The sequence below is a fragment of the Prosthecobacter fluviatilis genome, assembly GCF_055388355.1.
In genome coordinates this window covers 2,708,179-2,728,544 of record NZ_AP043782.1, presented here as the reverse complement: position 1 = coordinate 2,728,544, position 20,366 = coordinate 2,708,179, and the positions used below count along the sequence as shown (strand labels likewise).

Annotated in this window: 20 protein-coding genes; 5 read left to right on the top strand and 15 right to left on the bottom strand. The window is 60.3% G+C overall.

The annotated features are described in order from the left end of the window. Positions 1-8: 8 nt before the first annotated feature. Complete coding sequence (locus ACZ5WW_RS10450) at positions 9-686, bottom strand: histidine phosphatase family protein (protein ID WP_377164438.1); 678 nt, start codon at positions 684-686, stop codon at positions 9-11. A 62-nt stretch (positions 687-748) separates the two neighbouring features. Between ACZ5WW_RS10450 and ACZ5WW_RS10445 the strand changes: the two genes are divergently transcribed. Beyond that, a complete protein-coding gene (locus ACZ5WW_RS10445; RefSeq protein WP_377164440.1) occupies positions 749-1,693 on the top strand; it encodes a glycosyltransferase family 2 protein in 945 nt (314 codons plus the stop codon). Positions 1,694-1,699: 6 nt separating this feature from the next. Then, complete coding sequence (locus ACZ5WW_RS10440) at positions 1,700-2,230, top strand: hypothetical protein (protein WP_377164442.1); 531 nt, start codon at positions 1,700-1,702, stop codon at positions 2,228-2,230. Positions 2,231-2,239: 9 nt separating this feature from the next. Here ACZ5WW_RS10440 and ACZ5WW_RS10435 read toward each other — a convergent pair whose 3' ends face one another. From ACZ5WW_RS10435 to ACZ5WW_RS10405, 7 genes are all read right to left on the bottom strand, one after another. After that, complete coding sequence (locus ACZ5WW_RS10435; RefSeq protein WP_377164444.1) at positions 2,240-3,853, bottom strand: right-handed parallel beta-helix repeat-containing protein; 1,614 nt, start codon at positions 3,851-3,853, stop codon at positions 2,240-2,242. Positions 3,854-3,916: 63 nt separating this feature from the next. Further along, positions 3,917-4,855: a prolyl oligopeptidase family serine peptidase gene (locus ACZ5WW_RS10430; protein WP_377164446.1), complete on the bottom strand. Its 939-nt coding sequence runs from the start codon at positions 4,853-4,855 to the stop codon at positions 3,917-3,919. A 111-nt stretch (positions 4,856-4,966) separates the two neighbouring features. Then, positions 4,967-6,523 carry a sulfatase family protein gene (locus ACZ5WW_RS10425; RefSeq protein WP_377164448.1) on the bottom strand — a complete coding sequence of 519 codons (1,557 nt, stop codon included), beginning with the start codon at positions 6,521-6,523 and terminating at the stop codon, positions 4,967-4,969. A 51-nt stretch (positions 6,524-6,574) separates the two neighbouring features. Further along, positions 6,575-7,813, bottom strand: a complete 1,239-nt coding sequence (locus ACZ5WW_RS10420; RefSeq protein WP_377164450.1) for a serine hydrolase domain-containing protein — start codon at positions 7,811-7,813, stop codon at positions 6,575-6,577. Positions 7,814-7,953: 140 nt separating this feature from the next. Then, positions 7,954-8,841: a sugar phosphate isomerase/epimerase family protein gene (locus tag ACZ5WW_RS10415; protein WP_377164453.1), complete on the bottom strand. Its 888-nt coding sequence runs from the start codon at positions 8,839-8,841 to the stop codon at positions 7,954-7,956. Between the two features lie 9 nt (positions 8,842-8,850). After that, positions 8,851-9,651: an SDR family NAD(P)-dependent oxidoreductase gene (locus ACZ5WW_RS10410; protein WP_377164455.1), complete on the bottom strand. Its 801-nt coding sequence runs from the start codon at positions 9,649-9,651 to the stop codon at positions 8,851-8,853. Positions 9,652-9,658: 7 nt separating this feature from the next. Further along, the gene (locus ACZ5WW_RS10405; RefSeq protein WP_377164457.1) at positions 9,659-11,047 is read right to left on the bottom strand and encodes an FAD-dependent oxidoreductase; all 1,389 of its coding nucleotides are present in this window, start codon (positions 11,045-11,047) and stop codon (positions 9,659-9,661) included. Positions 11,048-11,158: 111 nt separating this feature from the next. Between ACZ5WW_RS10405 and ACZ5WW_RS10400 the strand changes: the two genes are divergently transcribed. Beyond that, complete coding sequence (locus tag ACZ5WW_RS10400; RefSeq protein WP_377164460.1) at positions 11,159-11,776, top strand: type II secretion system protein; 618 nt, start codon at positions 11,159-11,161, stop codon at positions 11,774-11,776. An 18-nt stretch (positions 11,777-11,794) separates the two neighbouring features. On the opposite strand, the gene ACZ5WW_RS10395 is transcribed toward ACZ5WW_RS10400, so the two are convergent. The 5 genes from ACZ5WW_RS10395 to ACZ5WW_RS10375 are packed head-to-tail and all read right to left on the bottom strand — an operon-like array spanning position 11,795 to position 16,172. Then, positions 11,795-12,472 (bottom strand): hypothetical protein, encoded by a 678-nt coding sequence (locus ACZ5WW_RS10395; protein WP_377164462.1) that lies wholly within the window; start codon positions 12,470-12,472, stop codon positions 11,795-11,797. A gap of 54 nt (positions 12,473-12,526) precedes the next feature. Further along, a complete protein-coding gene (locus ACZ5WW_RS10390; protein ID WP_377164465.1) occupies positions 12,527-13,483 on the bottom strand; it encodes a hypothetical protein in 957 nt (318 codons plus the stop codon). Positions 13,484-13,502: 19 nt separating this feature from the next. Further along, positions 13,503-14,528: a zinc-binding dehydrogenase gene (locus ACZ5WW_RS10385; protein WP_377164467.1), complete on the bottom strand. Its 1,026-nt coding sequence runs from the start codon at positions 14,526-14,528 to the stop codon at positions 13,503-13,505. Positions 14,529-14,548: 20 nt separating this feature from the next. Further along, positions 14,549-15,247: an orotidine 5'-phosphate decarboxylase / HUMPS family protein gene (locus ACZ5WW_RS10380; protein WP_184339340.1), complete on the bottom strand. Its 699-nt coding sequence runs from the start codon at positions 15,245-15,247 to the stop codon at positions 14,549-14,551. A gap of 55 nt (positions 15,248-15,302) precedes the next feature. Further along, positions 15,303-16,172, bottom strand: coding sequence for a helix-turn-helix transcriptional regulator (locus tag ACZ5WW_RS10375; RefSeq protein ID WP_377164469.1), 870 nt, complete (start codon positions 16,170-16,172; stop codon positions 15,303-15,305). Positions 16,173-16,281: 109 nt separating this feature from the next. On the opposite strand from ACZ5WW_RS10375, the gene ACZ5WW_RS10370 reads away from it, so the two are divergent. Both ACZ5WW_RS10370 and ACZ5WW_RS10365 read left to right on the top strand, forming a co-directional pair. Continuing rightward, on the top strand, positions 16,282-17,718 hold the full coding sequence (locus ACZ5WW_RS10370; RefSeq protein ID WP_377164471.1) for an FAD-dependent oxidoreductase: 1,437 nt from the start codon (positions 16,282-16,284) through the stop codon (positions 17,716-17,718). 78 nt (positions 17,719-17,796) lie between these two features. After that, a complete protein-coding gene (locus ACZ5WW_RS10365) occupies positions 17,797-18,579 on the top strand; it encodes an AraC family transcriptional regulator (protein ID WP_246437989.1) in 783 nt (260 codons plus the stop codon). A 3-nt stretch (positions 18,580-18,582) separates the two neighbouring features. Here the strand turns inward: ACZ5WW_RS10365 and ACZ5WW_RS10360 are convergent, their stop codons facing one another. Together ACZ5WW_RS10360 and ACZ5WW_RS10355 are read right to left on the bottom strand one after the other, a co-directional pair. Beyond that, complete coding sequence (locus ACZ5WW_RS10360; protein WP_377164474.1) at positions 18,583-19,710, bottom strand: prenyltransferase/squalene oxidase repeat-containing protein; 1,128 nt, start codon at positions 19,708-19,710, stop codon at positions 18,583-18,585. Further along, positions 19,707-20,366, bottom strand: coding sequence for a GNAT family N-acetyltransferase (locus ACZ5WW_RS10355; RefSeq protein WP_377164476.1), 660 nt, complete (start codon positions 20,364-20,366; stop codon positions 19,707-19,709). The genes ACZ5WW_RS10360 and ACZ5WW_RS10355 overlap by 4 nt, the downstream gene beginning before the upstream one ends.

Below are 20,366 nucleotides of genomic sequence, written 5' to 3'. Positions count from 1 at the left end.
GGCGTGCCTTACTTGGCCCACCAGCTGGACAGGCAGGCCTTCGGCGTGTCCGGCTTGATCAGCGTGTCCTCAGAGTAGTGCGAGGTGTCGTTGAAAAGCATCAGACGTGCGCGCACCGGATCCTTGAAGTCCACCACATTCAGCGCTGCCGGGTTCTGATCCAGATTGTCGCGGTAGCGGCGGGGATCAAATCCGAGCAGCGAGCTCAGCAGCAGGCGGATCGTTGCCTTGTGGGAGACGACGATGATCGACTCCCCCTCATGCTGCCGCACGATCTCCATCAGCGCGGGCAGGGCACGTGCCGTGACGGCCAGACCGCTCTCACCGCCCTCTGGCGCAAAGGTGAAAGGATCTTCGTCCCAGGCGGCAGCCTCGCTGGGAAACTTCTGCTCCACCTCCGCGCGCGTCAGCTGCTCCCAGTGACCGTGTGAGATTTCCTTCAGGCCCTCTCGTGGATGCACCTCCAGCTCATGTGCCGCGGCGAGAATGCGTGCCGTTTCCATCGTGCGGTCCAGCGGAGAGGCATACACCGCTGCCACAGGCAGACCTTTGAGTCGCTGCGCCAGTCGCGAGGCCTGGCTGCGTCCTTCATCAGACAGCGGCACATTCGTGGCACCGGCAAAGCGGTCTTCAGCCGTCAGGATGGTGGCGCCGTGGCGGATCAGGTAAATGCGTGTGAGAGCCATGGCCTGCCTATAGCACAGGTCATTTGGCTCTTTCGAGCAGATTCTGATTCAAGATCTGGGGCTTGCTCGAACAGCCCGGATACATTGATGATTTAAAAGAGGCTTGGTGCATTGACCTCCGCGGCACGATCAGGTATCGAGGGCTGATGGTGAGCGAAAATCCCAAAGTCACAGTGGTCATGGCTACCTACAACTGGAGTTCGGTGCTGCCTTACTCCATCGGCAGTGTGCTGCGCCAGACCATGACGGACTTCGAGCTCTGGGTGGTGGGAGATGCCTGCACCGATGATTCAGAAGGCGTCGTGCGCGCCATTGAGGATCCTCGTGTGCATTGGTATAACCGGCCCGTCAATTTCGGGCAGCAAGGCGGACCAAACAACGACGGCATCGAGCGTTCGCGTGGGCAATACATCGCCTATCTGGGCCATGATGATCTCTGGCTGCCGCATCATCTGGAGTCACTCGTTTCTGCACTCGATGGAGGGGCGGACGTCGTCTGGGGGGCGGTTTCCTTGATCATGCCAGATCAAAAGAGGGCCTTGATGCCTGCTGGCCCCCAGAGCTATCGCCCCGGGATGTGGATCCCTCCTTCAGGCTTCATGCATCGCAAAAGCCTCGCACAGCAGGCTGGCGGGTGGAGGTCGTTTCGGGAAATATCCATGGATCCGGAGGCTGATTTCCTGTTCAGGATGCATCAAGCCGGGGGTAGGTTTTGCTTTGTGCACAGGCTGACGGTTTTGAAGCTTCCTGCGGCTGAAAGAAAAAATGTCTATCGCGAGAAACCCTGCCATGAGCAGGCCGCCTGGACCCGCAGGCTTCTGGACGGTGAAGATCTGGAAAGAGCCGAGTTGCTGGAGATGGCCATCAAACCTGCGCAGGCGGTGGAAACCCACATCCGTTTGTGGATGCGTGGCCTGATGGACACGCTTGGGAAAATGCTCAAAGGTTACAAACGGACGGTCTTTGACCGTCGTCGAAAATACAAAGGCCTCGAACCCAAATCCTGACTCCTCATGAATCCCGAACTTCCAGCCGTGCCCGACCGCCAGACCGTCACACCTCAGGGACAGTCGATTCAGTCGTTGATCGATGGCGTCAAAGTGCGCCTGGCGGTGACACATCCCGACGAGCGTGGCGATCTTTGCGAATTGTACAGCACCGCATGGGGATTCGATGACGAACCCATGGTTTACGCCTACTTCGCCAGCGTCCGCCCCGGTCAGACCAAAGGCTGGGTCAAACACCTGCTGCAGACGGACCGGCTCTTTTTTGCGCTCGGTTCATTCCGGGTGGTCCTCTACGATGACCGGCCGGATTCTCCGACTTATCAGAAACTGAACGTGCTGCACTTCAGCGACCGCAAGCGCGGCCTCGTGCGCATTCCTGCGGGCGTTTTTCATGCCGTGCAGAATGTGGGCACGGTGGACGCCTGCTTTGTCAACAATCCCACCCGGGCCTACAATCATGCCCAGCCTGACAAATACCGGCTGCCGCTGGATACACCGCTGATTCCGTTCGACTTCGCTCCGACGCTTGGCGGTTAGTCTGCCTCTTCACCTCCGCCCGTGGTTGAAGTCCACGGTCTTGCTCGCCGTCTTGGCACCCTGGTTGTGGTCGATCAGCGTGTTCTTGCAGCTCGGGTCCACCACGATGGTCGCTGCCTTGTTTCGGAAAGTGTTGCCAGTGAACTGCAGGTCGTGCCCGTTGGGGGCAAAGGTGACGGCCTCGTCAGGCGCGGAATCGCCGAGGATGAAAATATTGTCACGCACAATCACCGGGCCATAGCTGGCTCCCGGCTCATAGATTGTGAAGTAGAGCTCCGGAAACTCGCCCGGCTTGGCCGTGCGGTAGGCGATCCGTCCCCGCCGCATGTCAGGCTCATTTTTCGTGGTGTTGTTCACGAACACATTCCCCGTCATGATGAAATTCACCGGCTGGTTGATCCACGCACCGCGTCCGCCGTTACGGAAGGTGTTTCCCGTCATCGTCACATCCGTGCAGCTTTTCTCCACGCTGATCACGCGCGAGCCGTTGGTTCCATCCACAAGGTTGCCCGTGATGGTGGCGTTCTGGCAGTACTCCGCCAGAAAGAAGGCCCCCATGCGGCTGCCAAGGATGTGGTTGCTGGCAAAGATCACATTCCGGCTGCGCTGAATGTGCATCGTGTCTCCCAGGGCGCTGAGCTGGCAGCCGGTGACGCGCACGTCCTTCGCACCCACAATGTCAAACGCCCCCTTGCCCGGGCCGCTGCCCGTCGGGGCATAGGCCCCCAGGTAGGTGCCGCTGAGATTGAATGCCAGCACGCCGCTGCCATCGTTTTCGAAACGAATCGGCACACCCTTCGGCTGCTCGGCGATCTTGATGTGTTGAGGGGTGGATTCGACCACAAAGTACTGCCGACCACGAACGATGTTTTTCGGCAGGCGGTCACCCATGATGGTGAGCGCTTCTTTGGGATCATCCGTTTCACTCACGGCGAGCGGGCGTGTGCTGTTGTCAAACTTCACCAGATCCCCGCTGAATGTCGCCTCACGCATCAGGTCCGTACGGAAATACTTTCTGGCACGCTCCACCTCCCACGGCTCGTAGGCTTCCGGGAAGGTCATGATCTGCCACAGGTATCCGTAGTCCCACATGAACTTCCCGCTGCGCAGCAGCGTGCAGCTTTCCAGCGCCACACGCTCGGCATAGGCCTTCACCGCGCTCTCGCTGCTTTTACCCACCAGTCCATGCACGCCCAGCACGGCTCCAGCCATGCCGTTGGCCTTCACCTCACGAAAGAGAATGTCATGCGTGCCGCCCTCTCGGGTCGTGGTGATTTCAATGCCCTTCGTGTTCGCATTGGGCTCCCAGAGGTTTTCCTTCTGCGCCGGATCAAACACGTGGCCGATGAACTCTCCGCCATGCCAGGTGACATGCGCAATGTCCTGCCCCGCAAAGATCACCACACGCGCCTTGTCCGGCAGCGTCTCCGGCAGGATGAATCGCGCCCCATGGGCCAGGACGGTCATGTTCGACTCCAGCACCAGCGGCTTGGCACCATCGAGATGGTAATCACCTGCAGGGATCGCCACCACACCGCCTTTGGAAAGAAGCGCGGCGAGTTTGGCCGAGTCATCAGCAAAAGTGGCGGCGGTCAGCAGCAGGAGACAAAAAAGAGACTTCATGAGACAATCATAACGAAGCCCATGAAGCCATCTCCACCCTAAAATAAGGATTGTGCGGCTGCCCTACTTCTTCGCCTTCTGCACCGGCGTGCTTGGCAGTGAGGACACATCCAGCGTGAACGCCTTGGCAGGTTGTTTGCCCAGAAGTTGGAGATCAAACCACTCGGTCATGCGCTCCGTGTCCTGCGGCATTTCCTGCCAGCCGCCGTGCCCAGCACCCAGACGGATGACCAGTTCGCACACCACGCCCTCCTCATGGCAGCGTTTCAGAAAGCGCTGCGACTGCGTGATGGACACCTGCGGGTCAGCATCGCCATGCACGATGAAGATGGGCGGCAGTCCTTTGTGAACCCAATAGATCGGAGACAGCTCCTTGCCCAGCGTTGCGCGTCCTTCTTCGGTTGCCGCTTTGGGGCCAAAGGCTGCCGCGTAAGCCGCGAGCTTGCCAATGCCCACCGCATTGTCTCCGGGCTCGAACCAGTTCAGGTAATCGGTGGGCGGGTAGAAGCACGCCACGGCATTCACCGCGCTGCTTTCACGATCCACGGGATCAGCCGCCTTGGGATCTCCCGGACCGCCGCGCGTGGCCAGCATCAGGCTCAGGTGGCCGCCTGCGCTGCCGCCCGTGACTCCCAGCTTCTGCGGGTCCACGCCATACTCCACCGCATGCGCACGCACAAAGCGCACGGCGCGGTTCAGGTCCGCCACGATCTCCTCCACCTGAAACCTCGGCTGCGTGCCGTGTACCACCACAAACGTGGTGTAGCCAGCCTTCGGCCAGCCGCCGTCGCTGATGCCATTGTGGTTCGACTTCCACCCGCCGCTGATGATCTTGATGATGCCCGCGCCGTTGGGCTTGGCGGGCTTGAACACATCCATCGTCAGCGCCACGCCATCGTGCTTCGTGTAAATGACATCACGAATCCTCTCCGGCTCCTGGGCGTGGAGCGTGAGGGAGACGAGGGCTAGGCAGGGACACAGCAGGCTGGAAAGAAGTTTCATGGAGGGGACTGAGTTGTGCCCAGCTTCTTAAAATCCGCAATCGCCTTCACCACCTCATCTCGGAAATCAGGCTTCATGATGCAGGGGAATGAAAGACTCAGCCTCGCGGTTTCACTTTTTCTCCCGCAGCATCCAGCGGTTCTGGATCTGGTCTGCCTCCTGGCTGTTGATCAGCCAGTTCAGCAGTCGGGTGCGCAGATCAAATTCCACATCGCGCATCTCAGGCTTCCCGGCCAGGTTCCTGGTTTCAATAGGGTCGGCCTGGATGTCGTACAGCTCCGCATAGCCCTCCGGGTAGTAGCAGTATTTCCAGCGCTCCGTGCGCACCATCTTGGCATCAGGATGGCGGATGCCGCCCACGCCCTGGCCTTTTTCAAACGGCATCTCCGTTTTTCCTCCGGTGATGACCTCGGGAATGATGTTTTCGCAGAACACTTCCGCATGCGGTTCGTAATTCCTTCCCATGTCTGCAATCAGCGGCGCAAAGCTGCGCCCCTGCACCTCGCGCGGCTCCGGAATGCCGGTAAACTCCAGCAGCGTCGGCAGCAGATCCACGGTTTCGATGAGCTGGTGATACTGCGCACTTTTGATGTGCCCCGGCAGACTGAGCATCAGCGGCACACGCACCGAGGGATCAAAGAAGCAGTTCTTGTCCGTGATGGCGTGCTCAAAAAGCTGGTCGCCATGGTCGGAGCTGAAAACAATCAGCGTGTTCTCGGCCTCGCCGGAGGCTTCCAGCACATTCAGCAGCAGACCGATTTCATAGTCCACATGACTGATGGTGCCGTAGTAGCTGCGATAGGCCCACTCCAGCCGCTCACGGTCCAGCTTCGGCTCGCCATTGCGCAGCGCCAGCTTTTGCACCGGCAGGGGCATGTTTTTCACCGTCTCCAGGCTCACCGTTTCGGGAATCGGGATCTGCACGCCGTCATACATGGAGTCATAAGGAGCAGCGACTTCATAAGGCGAGTGCGGCTTCCAGAACGAAACATAGTAAAAGAACGGCCGCTCATCCTTCAGCAGCTCCTTCAGCACCGCTCGGGACCGTTCACCCGTCCAGGCGGTGTCCGTGTACTGCACCTCAAGGGTGGAGCGAAACGGGTTTTTCCCCGGCTCAATGTTTTTGGCGGTGGCACGGTAATACATTTTTCTGTTGGGCAGGGCCTCATGCAGCCACCTGACGTAATCAGACCACAGGTCCGTAATGGCAGAGCCATCATGCAGCTCGGCGTAGTCGAAGCCCGTGCGCAACGCCTCCTCCTTGTTGGGCGGGTAGTAGTGCAGCTTGCCCACGGCGGCGGTGCTGTAGCCCGCCTCCCTGAAGCGTGCCTGCATCAGGACTTCGCTTCGGTCCAGCGGCGTGTAGTTCACGCGGTTCTTGTGCGAGTGCGCATAGCGCCCCGTGAAAAAGCTGATGCGCGACGGCACGCACACGGGCGAAGAAACAAAGGCATGTGTGAAATTGGCCCCTCGCGATGCCAGCCGGTCCAGGTTAGGCGTCTTGATGATCTTGTTGCCATTTGCCCCGATGCAGTCCCAGCGGTGCTGGTCCGTCATGATGAAAAGAATGTTCGGGCGCGCCTTGCCAGCAGCCACGGTCTGAGCCTCCAGCCCTGAAGCTAAGAAAAGCACCAGGGCTGGAATGAGGATGTGTAAAAGCAGGTTCATGTTATTGGGCTGAAGTCTGCACCGGAACGACGGACTTTCGCTGGCTGCAGCTCATTTTCCAGCTTTGCCATACGCAGCCACCGCCGCCTTCATGAAGCCGCCATACATGATCTTTTGCTCCTCGCCGGTCATGTCAAAGCGCTCCACTAGGATCACCATGGCGATCTCGTTTTTCGGATCAATCCACATGGCTGTGCGGCGCGCCCCACGGTGACCAAAGCTTCCGACGCTCGGGCCCTCATCATCCTTGAGCTTGATGGAGAATCCAACGCCATAAGCCGAATCGGGGCTCACCGGGGTGTCTCCGGTCTGGATGGAGGACAACTGTTTGACCGCCTTCTCCGAAAGGTAGCGTTTGCCATCGAGCGCACCAGCATTCAGCAGCATGCGACAAAAGGTGCCTATATCCGTGGCGGTGGAGAAAAAGCCGCCTGCAGGCTCGCCATAATGTTTGGCATAGTTGAATGCGATGCCTGCTCCCATGTCCGCCGTGACAGCCCGCGGCACATGCACGCCTTCGCTCCATTTATCGATGATGCGCTGCTCCACATCCTTGTCCTGCTTGATCTCCTCCAGCCCCTTCTTGTCTGTCGTGAACCGTGCCGTATGCGCCAAGCGAGCAGCCTGCTCTTCATTCGGCCACAAGGTCGTGTCCTTCATGCCCAGCGGCTCAAACAGTCGCTTCTGCATGAACTCAGCATAGCTCATGCCGCTGACCACTTCGATAATCCGGCCACCCGTGTTGATCCCGCAGTTGTTGTACTCGTACTTGGTCCCGGGTTCCTGACGCAGCGGAAACCTCGCATACAGCGCCACATTGTCCTTCAGCGACTGCGTTTGTTTGAGGCCCTTCTCATTCGCCAGTACCATGCCGCTCGTATGGCACATCACCTCGCGCACGGTGATCGGGTGCTTCGGCATGTGCAGGATTCCGTCTGCATCCTTCACCTGCTGCCCCTTGAATTCAGGCAGGTATTTCTCCACCGGATCATCCAGGCTCACCTTGCCCTCATCCACCATCATCATCAGTGCTGCACCGGTGAGCGACTTGCTCATGGAAGCGATCCAAAACACCGCATCCTCCCGCATCGGCGTCTCACTGGCCAGGCTGGCATAGCCAGTGGCTTCGATCTCAAGCACCTTGTCCTTGCCAGCCACCAGAGTGACGACACCAGGGGCGATGTGCTTTTCAACCAGCGACTCCAGCACTGGCTTGATCGGGCTGGAGCTTGTCTCGCCATGCGAGAGTGAGGCGAGGACAAAAAGGCTGAGAAAGGTGAGAAGTTTCATGGTCTAATTTAAGGCGAGATAAAAGCGAAGACTGCGGCTGAGCTTTGTGGGACCGAGTTATAGAGACACAAGCAGGGAACAGCCTCCCAGAGGATGGGTGGGATTCATTTTCATCATCAAAACGGGTGTGCAGAAGCAGCCTACTGCGGCCAGTACTGGGCGATCTTCTTCTTCAGGAACTCCACGCTGCGCGCTAGCTGCTCCATGCCATCCACACCGTCTTCGATGCTGATCCAGCCATTGAAGCCCTTGCTCTTCAGTTCGGTGAAGATCGCGTCATAGTCGTTGAGACCTTTGCCGATTTCGCCGTGGCGCAGGCGCTTGGCGTAGCCCATGGCGCCGCCTTCCTCCTTGCGCAGGTCTTCGATGGTTCCTTCCGCCAGATAACGGTCGCTGGCATGCATCGTCACCACGCGGTGCGAGACACGCTTCAGCAGCTCCACCGGATCTTCTCCCGCCAGGTAGGTGTTGGACGGGTCGTAGTTCACGCCAAAATTTGGATGGTTCACCGCATCCACCAGCTTGCAGAAAACATCCATCTTCTGTGCAAATTCGGGATACTCCCAGAAATCGTCCTTGTAGTGGTTCTCAATGATCAGCGTGATGCCGCGCTCCTGCGCATAGGGCAGGCAGGCGTAGATGGAATCGGCCGCCAGTTTGACGCCTTCATCAATCGACAGCTCCGGGCGGCGCTGCCCGCTGAGCACCCGGCAGTACGAGCCGCCGAGCGTGTGAGTCATGTCGATCCAGCGTTTCTGCTTGGCGATCTCCTTTTCGCGGAAGGCTGCATCCGGGTGCGTGAAATCGGGGGAGCAGCACATCATCGGGATCACCCGGCCTGTATCTTCCACTTCCTTCCGGAAACGCGGCCAGTTTTTTTCATCGGCCATTTCCAGGAACCCGGCATACCATTCCAGGCCCTGTACATCGAGCTTGGAGGCGAGTTGGATCCATTCGGAGACGGTCATGGTTCCTTCTTTGCAGAGGGCCTGCATGAAGGCTTTGGGGAAGGCGGCGAGCTTGGGCATGGTGGGGTGTTATTTGGAAGGGATGGTCGAGGCGTCTTTCGGCGGATTGCGGCCGATGAAGGGATGCTGCTCCAGATCAAAGACCTGGCCGCTGATTGGGCCGCACTCGTCGGCCAGCAGCCACGCGGCGCACGCGGCGATCTCATCGGGCCAGAGGATGCGTCCGGCAGGAGCATAAACCTTGGGCAGGTCGGCGTACCAGTCTTCGCGCAGGCCGTGCTCGCGTTTGCGCTTGGCTTCGTTTTCGGTCAGCACCCAGCCGGGATTGATCTGGTTCACGCGCACGCCGTTTTCACGCATCAGCGTGTCGCCCAGATTGCGGGTCAGCGTCATGAGGGCGCCTTTGCTCACGCTGTAAGGCATCAGGTTGGGTTCGCCGCTGTAGGCGTTCACGCTGCCGATGTTGATGATGCTGCCATGCGTTGCGCTCAGATGCGGCAATGCAGCACGGATGATCAGATAGGGCACCACGCAGTTGATCTCCAGCATGCGGCGGAACCACGCGCCATCCGTGGTCTGGATGTTGCCCGTGCCCACCTGCGCGGCGTTGTTCACCACGGCATCCAGTTTACCAAAGGCCTTCACGGCGGCATCCACCAGCAGCTGCGGGGCCGCCTCGTCCGCCAAGTCCTTGATCACGAGTGTGGCATTTTCCGCACCGAGCTCCACGACGGTCTGCTCTCCCAGATCCTGCTCCAGACCGTGGATGATGACTTTGGCTCCTTCGGCGACGCAGCGTTTGGCGATGGCTTTGCCGATGCCGGTGACACTGCCGGTGACGATGATGACTTTGTTTTGAAGACGGGACATGTTGTTTTTAGGAATCAGTAAAAGGGCCGGCATTCTGCCGGGTGAGGGCCTCACGCACACGCTGACCATTCAGCGAGGCCACGGCGGTTTTCTCGGTCAAACTCATGGCGGCCGCACATCCTGCGGCCTCCCCCAGCGCCATGGCAGTTACGGTCACGCGGGTGGAGGCATGCGCACCACGTGTGGCGCTATGGCAGCGGCCTGCCACGAGCAGATTTTCAATCTTTTGCGGCACCAGCGAGCGGTAGGGGATGTCATAGGGCCCGGGCTGCACCTTCTCCGGATTGAAGTCGTTCGCGCTGCCCACCACAGTTTTGTTCGGGTGCAGATCCAGATACCAGCAGCCGGTGGCGATGGCGTCGTCAAACCGGCGGCCCTGCATGACTTCCTTCTCATTCAGCACATGCTGGCCGATCAGGCGGCGCGACTCGCGCACGCCGATCCACGGATACGCTTCGAGGAAATACGAGTCTGCAAAGGCGGGAATGTCCCGTTTCCACGCACGATGCATGGCCAGTGCATCAGCCCGGCCTTGCATTTCGGCACGGCTCAGGTCGGCGGCATCGGTTGGGTTGGCTGGCACGCGCACGCCGTGGATGTAGATCTCATCATTGGCATACATGAACATCACACCCGGGCCGTAGAAATGCGGCAGTTCACCCAGCTCCTGCGCCTTCACCAGTGCGGCGCGGCAAAGTTTGCCAATGTCCGGCACCTTCTGCACTTTGCCGATACGGAAATGCAAGGTCAGAGGCTGCACCTCGGCGCTCTGCTCAGTCGGCGCACCCGACCAGGCCGCCACATCAGCGTCGCCGGTGCAGTCGATCACCACCTTGGGCTTGATTCGCACCAGCCCATCCTTGTTGGCGATCACCACGGAGGTGATGCGGCCGTTGGAGGACTCGGCATCGCAGGCAAAGGAATTGAACAGCACAGTCAGCTTGTCGCCGCAGGCCTGCAGTTCGCGGTCCAGCAGCACCTTGAATTCAAAAGTGTTCGGAATCGTTGGGTTGTGCGGCTTGATCTCTTCTGCATCCGCCTTGCACACGCCCGTCTTGGCCAGCAGTTCCAAAGCGATGCCACGCACGACCACACGGTGCGTCTTGATGTCTGCAATGCCGTCAAAATAGGGCAGCCCCACGCTGGTGATGATGCCTCCCGCAAAGGGGGCCTTTTCCACCAGCAGCGTCTTCGCGCCATTGCGTGCCGCACTGAGCGCCGCCGCCGTGCCTGCGCAGCCTCCGCCGCACACCAGCACATCCGTCTCGATCTCCCGCATCGGCGCCTTGGTGTTCGCTTGCTGTGCAGACGCCATCGGTGCCACCGCCGCGACGGCAGATGCTTTCACGAAGGCACGTCGTGTGCTTTGGTCATTGCTGGTTGGGCTGGGGTTCATGACTCTGATCATTAACGGAATTTCATCAGTCAGTTCCACGACAAAGTCTGTGTGAAATGCGTCAGTGATTTTAAGCTTGGGCAAATCCCGGGCTTCGCATATCATTTTTCCATGAAAATCATCCGTAAAGGCCATGGTTTTACATTGATTGAGCTGCTCGTTGTCATCGGCCTCATTGTCCTTCTTGTGGCGCTGGTGGTCGGCAACTGGAATCCAGGTTCCTCCAAACGGCAGGTGACGCAAAGCACAAAGGAGATGATCGAGTCTGCTCTGGAGCGCTATCATGAGCACTACGGTGAATATCCAGAGCCTGCAAACTCCGAAGAGACAGCCGAGATCATGCCTGGAAAGGTGTATCGCATCGGTGCTGCCAAATGCCTCTATCAGGCGCTTCGGGGCGATGGTTCCGATGCCATCAAAGGTGTTCAATCTCCCGGCAATAATAATAACTCTCGTTCGGATGGCCAGGTCAGCACGGACGAAATCAAACATGCCATGATCCCGGACATGCCGGAGGGTATGTGGCGCAAAGTGGGTGACAGCTACATCCTTGTCGATGCCTTCGGGCGTCCCTTTCAATACGTCAAGGCCGACGCCGAAAAGAAAAACACCATCAATGCCACTTACGATCTATGGTCTTACGCTGAGGACATGAAAAACATCATGGCCATAAGCAAAGACACCGAGGCCAATGCAAGCCTCGGTGCCAAATGGATCAAAAACTGGTGAGCCTGAATCGGCCGCTGACTATTTCGCCACTCCCTTGATGCTGAAGTCGTCGTAAATCACGTCCACGCGGTTGGTGGTGAGGCTCACCACCGTTTTGTGATCATGCGCGACGCCCGGGGACTGGAAGGTGCTGACAACCTTGCCGTCAATGCTGGTTTCCACCACGTCGCCATGGGTGCGCACGGTCAGCGTGTGCCACTCCTTGAGAGACACCGTGGTGGGTGTCGACTTTGTCCACTTCTGCATGTTGGCCTTGTCCTCGGCGGTCAGCGTCGGCGGCACCGCCTTCTTGCGTGTGTAGATGTCGTTGCTGAAAGTGCCGGTCTTGGCATCGGCCACCACGACTGCCTTTGGATTCACTGAGATACTGCAAATGTGCCCCGCGTGGGAGCCTTTGTAGTCCTTGTCATCCAGCCAGATGTTGAAGCCCTTGGCCTGATCGCTGACCAGTTGGAACTTCACAGACACCTCCAGATCGGTCTCCGGAGCGATGCGGATCACATCCACCGCAGCATGATCCGACTCTGGTGCGGTGATGCCCACCAGCACGCCGCCCTTCACCACGCTGGAGCTCTTGTAGTGGCCCCAGGCCTTGCCGAAACCGTCGGTGGCGAAGTCGTCTGAGAAAATGACACGGGGATAATCAACGGCAAACGCGGCCGTGGAGAGCAGGGCGAGGCAAAGAAGCGATTTCATGGTTGGTGTGGAATGAGAGAGAAAAGTACGGCAGGCCGCCTCCCATCACACAAGCTATTTCACGAACTTCTTCACAAAGTCCAAAACTGAGCGCGTGAAGGTCCATTCACCGGTTTCAGGCAGGCACTTGGAAGGCGCACTCACCCAGCTTTCGATCACCATCTGGTCCGGCCTGCCATCCACGGCGGCATAGTCATAGCCCTGCTGCATGATGGAGGTGTACCACGTGCTGTCATCTGCCAGCCCACGCTTCAGCATGCCGGGGTAGCCGGAGGCCCAGTAGATCAGAGAAAAGGGCAGCTTCTTCTGGCGGCAGTAGAGTTCAAGCTGCCGTACCCCCTTCCAGGAGCCCTTTTGCTGCACGTTAAAGCGCAGCCAGTCCACATCCAGGCGGTAAAAGTCCAGTCCGCGCACCTTCTTTTCCGCCAGCTGCTGCTGCAGTCCTTCGATCCACTTCTTGTGCTCTTCGACGCTGGCAGACGGGTAGGCCTCGATGTCGCCAATCAGCACATCCGGGAAATGCTTTCGCACCAGCGCGATGTAGTTGGCGGTCTCCTTCATCGCATACTCATCGCTTTCGTGGATCTGCTCGCGGGCGCAGACCAGCGGCTCGTCCATGGCGATGGCGTAGAGATTCGCCCCCAGGCTTTGCAGACGCTCCCAGTTCTTGCGCTCGGCATTGAAGCACGCTTCGCCGGTCCTGCCCCAGGGCTTTACCGCTCCGACCTCCATCGCCAGCCGCAGCTTCCACTCCTTCATCATGCCGAACCACTTGCGCAGTTCGTCATCGCTGAAGTGGCGCTGCAGATTCAGGTCCGTGATGAACAGCACATCAATATGCGCTCTCGTTTCCTTCCATGCGTCCGGTTGCTCAAAAAGCTGCCGGAAGGCCAGGCACTTGTCCTGCCCCGGCGGACTGATCCACACCGAGGGCTCGGGAGTCTGTGCCTGAGCTGAGGCCATGCAGCCACAGACGGACAGCGCTGCCGCTGCCAGGAGTCGAAAGCTCATGAGATGAAAAGTGTGGGGATTACACCGGGCGCAGCACACTCTTCACGACCTCGCCCTTGTGCATCTTCTCAAAGGCCTCGTGCCATTCGGTCACGGGCCAGACGCCGCCGATGATGGGCTTCACGTCAAACTGGCCGCTGCTGAGCAGGGCGATGACGCGTTCCCAGATGGGCCAGTTGTGGCTGAAGCTGCCCTGGAGGGTGATGTTTTTCTGCACCAGCGGGTCGAGGTTGAAGCCCAAAGGCTGAGGGCCCCAGCCCACCTTGCTAATCCATCCGGCAGGGCGCACGATGTCGAGCGCGATTTTCAGGGTGATGCTCGCACCTGCGGCATCGATGACTCCATCGCAACCCAGGCCGTCGCGGGCGGTGGCCCAGGGCTTGGCATCGCCGATGATGACCTCGCAGCCGTACTGCTTGGCGATTTCCAGACGGTGTGCATCCTGCGGCAGGCCGACGATGGCCACCTGTGCACCGCAGAGGCGTGCCATGGCAGCGCAGAGAATGCCGATGGTGCCTGGTCCGAGAACGACCACGCGGTCGCCGGGTTCGATACGGGCGTTTTTCACCACGGCGCTGTAGGCCACGCAGCAGGGCTCGGTGAGGCAGGCCTGCTCAAAGGGAAGCTGGTCCGGCACATGGTGCAGGATGCGGCTCGGCACGCGCACATACTTCGTCATGGCGCCATTCACGCCGTAGCCAAAGCCCTTGCGGGTCGGGTCCAGATTGTAGAGCCCGCGCTTCGTCATCGGGTTGTTCGGGCTGATGATGGCGGCGGTTTCGGAGACGACGCGGTCGCCCACTTTCCAGCCTTCCACATCCTTGCCAATTTCGACGATGCGTCCGCCAAACTCATGGCCAAGCACGACGGGGTAGTTCACCGGCCAGGAGTGGTCGGCGGTCCACTGGTGGAGGTCGGAGCCGCAGACGCCCACATTGGCCACTTCGAGGAGCACGTCCTCGCTGCCGATGGTTGGCGTTTCGATTTCACGGACTTCGACGGAGCCTTTTTCAGGCGCGTAATTGACGACGGCGGCGGATTTCATGGGGTTGGAAAGAGGTGGAATTAGAAAGCAGGAACGTCCTGAGCATGCACGGCCTCGCAAATCATGCGCAGGGAGGCTTCAAGATTGCCATCCGCCGTTTTGAAAGCGTCGGCGTCGATGGTGAGCGGAGCGCCGAGCACCACCAGCGGAGCGCCATACTTCGGGCATTGGATGGCCTGCTCCAGGCTGAGGCCGCCCACGGCCTGCACGGGCACTTTGACGGCGTTCACCACCTCGCGCAGCTGGTCCAGCGGGCTGGGCATGCGCTTTCCAGCGGCGGCGATGCCGCGGCGCTCGTCGTAGCCGATGTGGTGAATCACATAATCGCAGCCCAGATCCTCCAGCCACTTGGCTCCGGCGACCATGTCTTCAGAGATCATGTTGTCTCCCATGACCTTGCAGCCAAAGTCCTTGCCGGCTTTGACCACGCATTTGACGGTTTCAGCATGCGCGCGGGCCATGACCACGACGTGGGTGGCACCAGCCTTGGCCATCATCTCGGCCTCCAGGTAACCGCCATCCATCGTCTTCAGGTCGGCCACGATCGGGGTGTTTGGGAAAGCCTTGCGCAGGGCGCGGACACCGTGCAGACCTTCGGCGAGGATCAGCGGCGTGCCGGCCTCCAGCCAGTCGACACCAGCACGCATGGCCAAGGCGGCGGTTTCGAGCGCTTCGTCGATGTTCGTCAGGTCGAGGGAGATTTGAACGATGGGTTTCATGGGCGGTTGTGAGTGCAGATTAATGCAGAACCGTGCATCTGCGTCACGACAAAGATTATTCGAAATGCGACAGGCGGTCTTGGCCGGGGGATCTGCCGAATTTGCGCCGGTAACAGCGGATGAAATAGTTGGCATCACGGAAGCCGCAGGCATGGGCGATCTCGGTGATGTTGAGCTGCGGGTCCTTCAGCAGGGGCCGGGAGCGTTCCAGCCGCGCCTGCAGCAGAAAATCGAGAAACGACTGACCACTAAACTCCCGGAACAGCCGGGACACGTGGTTGGGATGCAGATGGAGGAATCTGGCGACATCCTGCCTGCCGATGGGGTGATGGAGGTTCTCCTGTAAAAACCGGCAGGCCGCCAGCCAGGTGAAGCGCGCCTTTCCAGCAGCCGAGGCAGGCGGCTCGGGCAGCTCGGCCATCTCAGCGGCCATGATGAGCAGCAGCTCCACGAGGCGGCGCGCGGCCAGGTCCTCGGGTGGTGAGTGGCGGCGGTTTTGCAGGGCCTGGAGAAAGTGCCGCCCATCCTCATCCAGCGCCCGTGAGGCATGATGAGCCTGCAGAAACCGGTGCCCCGCAGGGCCTTTTTTGGCCAGCAGAAAACGCGTCATTTCCGGCGTGAAGACGAAACCGATGGCAAGATAGCGCGCCGATGCGTGGGGCTCCATCAGCGCCTGCGGCGCGGCCACGATGGCGTCCCCGCGCTGGAGCGTGATGATTTCCTGCTTCTGCTGCCGCAAGACGATGTAGCGCCCGGTGCCAGCGAGGCAGATGGAGAAGCGCGGGCTATCATGCACAGGCAGACCGCCGCGCAGGGCTGGAGTGCCGGACTCCAGGGCCAAGTGCACGCGCCGGGGCCAGCCGCGCCTGAGCAGGCGGCGGATCCATGTGGGCCATGGGCCGGCAGGGGCGTGGGCGTCGGGCATGTTTCGTTTGTGCTATCTTTGTTAACAACTTGGGCTGGGAAGCTGGGGGCGGAAGCCGCAGACTGCAACGCGTACTCGCCGCCCTGGAACCAACCATTCTTTCTCTGTCATGAAGCCCGCGCCTGCTGATTTTTCCCGCCGTCATTTTCTACGCGCTGCACTCGCAGGTCCGGCCGTGCTGCCTGCGGCCACATGGGTGTCTGCTGCTGAGGGACTAGTCGATGCCGGGGCATTTGATGAGCCCAGCCGGACTGTGCCGCTGATAAACGACGCGGATGTCATCGTCTGCGGTGCCGGGCCTGCGGGTGTGGCGGCGGCAGTTGCCGCGGCGCGGTCAGGCGCGCGGGTGCGTTTGTTTGAAACGAACGGCTGCCTGGGCGGCGTGTGGACGGCGGGCCTGCTGACCTGGATCTTTGATTTCGACAAGCCGGGCTTCACCCGGGAGATCCGGCGGCTGCTCGATGAGCGGGGGGCACGTCGGGGCACGGATGCGGGGCGCTTTGTCTATGAGCCGGATGAAATGAAGCTGCTGCTGGAGGATCTGTGCAGCGAAGCGGGTGTCAAATTCCGCCTGCACACGCGTCTGGTGGCAGCTTATCGCGAGGGAAGGCAGCTTACTACCGTCATCACCGAATCACGCTCGGGCCGGGAGGCGTGGCGGGCTCCGGTGTTTATCGACACCACGGGCGATGGCGTTCTCGGAGCCTTGGCGGGTTGCAGCTGGGATCTGGGGAAAATGGCGCAGGACGACAAGTCGGCAGAGTGCGCCTGCCAGCCTCTGACCATGAACGCGCTGGCGGTGGTGCGGGATGTGACGCAGATGGGGAAATACATCTCGTTTTATCAGGGCGACCTCAAATGGCACGTGGAGGCAACAGCCAACTTCAAAGCGGAAATCCAGCGCGCCGGTGTGGATCCCTCCTACGGCATGCCGACCATTTTCCATGTGCGCGACAACATCGTGCTGCTGATGCTGAACCATGAATACGGCATTCGCCCGGATGACGCCGACGCCATGACCACCGCCACGGTGCGTGCGCGCAGGGAGGTCTTCACCATCACCCGCGCGCTGCGAAAGCTGGGCGGGGTCTGGGACGGCCTGCAGGTGGTGGCCACGGCGGAGCAGATAGGCGTGCGGGATGGAAGGCGGATCCATGGCCGCTATGTGGTGACGAAGGAGGATCTGACCCAGGCCGCGCGGCACCCCGATGCCGTGGCGCGCGTGACCTTTGGCGTGGACATTCATGCGAAGAGCAAGGCGGACAATGACAAGCTGACCATTGAACGTGGAGGCGTGCAAAAATTCACGCCGTATGACATTCCGCTGCGTGCGCTGATCGCCAAGGATGTGGACGGCCTCATGATGGCAGGACGCTGCATCAGCGGTGATTTTGTGGCCCATGCGAGCTACCGCGTGACGGGCAATGCTGTGGCAATGGGGGAGGCTGCCGGTGTGACTGCGGCACTGGCCGCACTGAACAAGCGCCAGCCTCATGAAGTGGCCTGGGAGGACTGCCGCACGATGCTGGAAAAGATCGCACGCTGAGGCCGCAGGCCTGTTGCATGCGGGCTGCGTCACGCCATCCTGCTTTGCGTGACAACCCCAAGGCGATCCGACTCACCCTTGAGACCCCGCGAGCGTCCCAAGCGCTCTGCGGCGGAAATCGTGCGCTGGAGGAGGCAACGGGCCGCATGGATGGCCGCGCTGGAGCCAACACTGCTGTTTCAGCGTCTTTTTGACCACATCCCGGGCGTGTACTTCTTTGCCAAAAACAAGGCCGGGCATCTGATGTTTGCCAGCGAGGGGCTGATGCAGCGCTACCAGATGCCGGACGATTCCGAGATCATCGGGCGCACGGACTTTGACCTGAACCCGGACACCATGGCGCAGGCTTATGTGGATGACGACAAGCGCCTCCTGGCCGGCAAGGCGGAGGTGATCGAGCGGGTGGAGTTGTGGTGGGACTCGCAAGGCATCCCGGACTGGTTTCTGGTGACAAAGCTGCCGCTTTTTGACCGCAGGCGGAAAATTCAGGGCGTGATGGGAACGCTGAGGCGTCCGGATGAAGCCGAGCGCAGGCTGCCGGTATTCCAAACCGTGGCGCAGGCGGTGGAAATCATCCGCCATGACTACGCCAAGCCGCTGCTGATTGAAGATGTGGCCAAATCCTGCGGGCAGTCGCTGCGCCAGCTGCAGCGGCGGTTTCAGAGTGCGTTTGGCATCACGCCGCAGGAGTTTCTGATCAAGACACGGGTGCTGGCCGCGGTGCAGCTGCTGGAGCGGACGACGATGACGGCCAGCGAGATCGCGCAGCAGTGCGGGTTTGTAGATGCCAGCAGCTTCACCCAGCACTTCCGCAAACGCATGGGCGAGTCGCCAGCGGCGTATCGGCGTGCACGAAGATGAAACTCAGTGCAGCTCGTCGCACAATGCCAGCGCCTTGAGGGCCTGGGCGGTGGCTATGTAGGTGATGTAGTGGTAGTTGCCCCGGTAGAGCGAGTGCATCCACCAGCGGCCGGAGACACGCTGCTCCTGCTTGAGCCAGGCGATGGCGCGCTGGATGCGCTCATCGCTGGCGGGGATGTTGTTTTGACGCATCAGGACGACGGCAAAGGCAGTCATGTAGGCGTCGCTCTCCGGTTTGGCGGCGTCTGGAAGGTTGCTGACGAGCTTCACCACAGTGTCGCTCATCTTGAAATGCCAGTCGCTGAGCGCGGACATGTCGCGCAGTGACCAGCCGCCATCGGCGTGCTGTTTGGACGAAAGCAGGGCCAGGGCGGAATCTCGCTGCGCCTGCGGAACGACATCTGGCATGTAGTGTGCCAGTTGAAGACGCAGGATGCGGTCGTAGTCGTTCTTCGGCTCGGCAGTGCGCAGCCATGCCTTCATTTTCTCGATGCGGGCGAGCAGTTCCGCATCCTTCAGGCTGGATAGCCAGCCGGGCGCGGCGGTCACGGCACGGGCAGCCTGGAGGGTGAGCTCGAAGTCGGTGGTGATGTGGGGGATTTCGACCTCGCCATAGCTGACGAAGGAGCCATCGGCAGACTGGCGCATGAGCATCTCGTGCAAGGAGCGCTTGGTGTGTGCGGAGAGTTTGCCGGTGACATGCCTGTCCCATTCGGCGAGGCCGAGGGAGCGCCAGATGCTGGTCCAGGAGCCGCCGTAGTATTTGATGCCATCTTTTTCCGTTTCTTTCTGCGGCTTGACCTCAGCGGGCACGGTTTTGACAAAGTCTGCCAGCACTTCCTCCAGAGGCTGGCCGAGCTGTCGGGAGAGGGCGGGGCGCTCGCTGAGGTAGGGGCCGGTGGTGTGGCAGTTGACGCAGGTCTTTTCACGCACCCAGCAGATGGCCCCGTCATCGAGGTATTTGGCGGCGGCCTTGATGGTGTCGGGACCGAATGCCTTCACGCGGGGCTCGTCTGCTGTGGGAATGCTGACCTGGATGCCTTCGGTCTTGTATTGAAACTCGGGCTTGGGTTTTGGGTCAGCGGCGACAACCATGGAGGTGGCCAGCAGGAGGAAAAGGGCGTGCTTCATGCACGAGCCTGTACGCTGCGACTTTCTGCAATTAATCGTCCGAGGGGAATTGAATCGTCTTCATACAGCCAGCGGTGGAACGCGGTGGCAATCTGCGGCCATTCGTGGTCGAGCATGGCAAACCAGGCGGTGTCGCGGTTTTCGCCCTTGATGATCATGTGCTGGCGGAAGATTCCTTCAAAGGTGAAACCGAGGCGCAGGGCGGCGGCGCGGCTGGGGGCATTGCGTGCATCGCATTTCCATTCCATGCGGCGGTAGCCGAACTGCTCAAAGCAGTAACGCAGCAGCAGGTAGCAGGATTCGGTGTTGGTCTTGGTGCGCTGTGCTGCTGGTGAATACCAAATGTTTCCCAGCTCTGCCACGCCGTGCTCTGCGCGAATGCTCATGAGCGAGATGCTGCCCAGTGGCTGACGGGTGCCTGTGGCGCGCACGGTGAAGGCGATGACATTGGGCGTGGCCTGCCATTCACGGAGAAAGGCGGCGTGTTCTTCAGCGCAGGCAAAGGGGCCGCGGGGCAGGTAGCGCCAGAGCGTGGGTGTGGCTGCTGCGTCTGCATGCGATATGGTGTAGAGTTCTGCCAAGTCCGCAGCGACATCAAGCGGTGTGAGGGTGACAAAGCGGCCTTCGAAAATCTGGGGGGCGGGCTGAGGTTTCAT

Excerpts from the sequence above, each read along its gene's own strand:
- ACZ5WW_RS10450 (WP_377164438.1), bottom strand. The coding sequence starts at position 686 with ATGGCTCTCACACGCATTTACCTGATCCGCCACGGCGCCACCATCCTG.
- ACZ5WW_RS10440 (WP_377164442.1), top strand. The coding sequence starts at position 1,700 with ATGAATCCCGAACTTCCAGCCGTGCCCGACCGCCAGACCGTCACACCT.
- ACZ5WW_RS10435 (WP_377164444.1), bottom strand. The coding sequence starts at position 3,853 with ATGAAGTCTCTTTTTTGTCTCCTGCTGCTGACCGCCGCCACTTTTGCT.
- ACZ5WW_RS10430 (WP_377164446.1), bottom strand. The coding sequence starts at position 4,855 with ATGAAACTTCTTTCCAGCCTGCTGTGTCCCTGCCTAGCCCTCGTCTCC.
- ACZ5WW_RS10425 (WP_377164448.1), bottom strand. The coding sequence starts at position 6,523 with ATGAACCTGCTTTTACACATCCTCATTCCAGCCCTGGTGCTTTTCTTA.
- ACZ5WW_RS10420 (WP_377164450.1), bottom strand. The coding sequence starts at position 7,813 with ATGAAACTTCTCACCTTTCTCAGCCTTTTTGTCCTCGCCTCACTCTCG.
- ACZ5WW_RS10415 (WP_377164453.1), bottom strand. The coding sequence starts at position 8,841 with ATGCCCAAGCTCGCCGCCTTCCCCAAAGCCTTCATGCAGGCCCTCTGC.
- ACZ5WW_RS10410 (WP_377164455.1), bottom strand. The coding sequence starts at position 9,651 with ATGTCCCGTCTTCAAAACAAAGTCATCATCGTCACCGGCAGTGTCACC.
- ACZ5WW_RS10405 (WP_377164457.1), bottom strand. The coding sequence starts at position 11,047 with ATGAACCCCAGCCCAACCAGCAATGACCAAAGCACACGACGTGCCTTC.
- ACZ5WW_RS10400 (WP_377164460.1), top strand. The coding sequence starts at position 11,159 with ATGAAAATCATCCGTAAAGGCCATGGTTTTACATTGATTGAGCTGCTC.
- ACZ5WW_RS10395 (WP_377164462.1), bottom strand. The coding sequence starts at position 12,472 with ATGAAATCGCTTCTTTGCCTCGCCCTGCTCTCCACGGCCGCGTTTGCC.
- ACZ5WW_RS10390 (WP_377164465.1), bottom strand. The coding sequence starts at position 13,483 with ATGAGCTTTCGACTCCTGGCAGCGGCAGCGCTGTCCGTCTGTGGCTGC.
- ACZ5WW_RS10385 (WP_377164467.1), bottom strand. The coding sequence starts at position 14,528 with ATGAAATCCGCCGCCGTCGTCAATTACGCGCCTGAAAAAGGCTCCGTC.
- ACZ5WW_RS10380 (WP_184339340.1), bottom strand. The coding sequence starts at position 15,247 with ATGAAACCCATCGTTCAAATCTCCCTCGACCTGACGAACATCGACGAA.
- ACZ5WW_RS10375 (WP_377164469.1), bottom strand. The coding sequence starts at position 16,172 with ATGCCCGACGCCCACGCCCCTGCCGGCCCATGGCCCACATGGATCCGC.
- ACZ5WW_RS10370 (WP_377164471.1), top strand. The coding sequence starts at position 16,282 with ATGAAGCCCGCGCCTGCTGATTTTTCCCGCCGTCATTTTCTACGCGCT.
- ACZ5WW_RS10360 (WP_377164474.1), bottom strand. The coding sequence starts at position 19,710 with ATGAAGCACGCCCTTTTCCTCCTGCTGGCCACCTCCATGGTTGTCGCC.
- ACZ5WW_RS10355 (WP_377164476.1), bottom strand. The coding sequence starts at position 20,366 with ATGAAACCTCAGCCCGCCCCCCAGATTTTCGAAGGCCGCTTTGTCACC.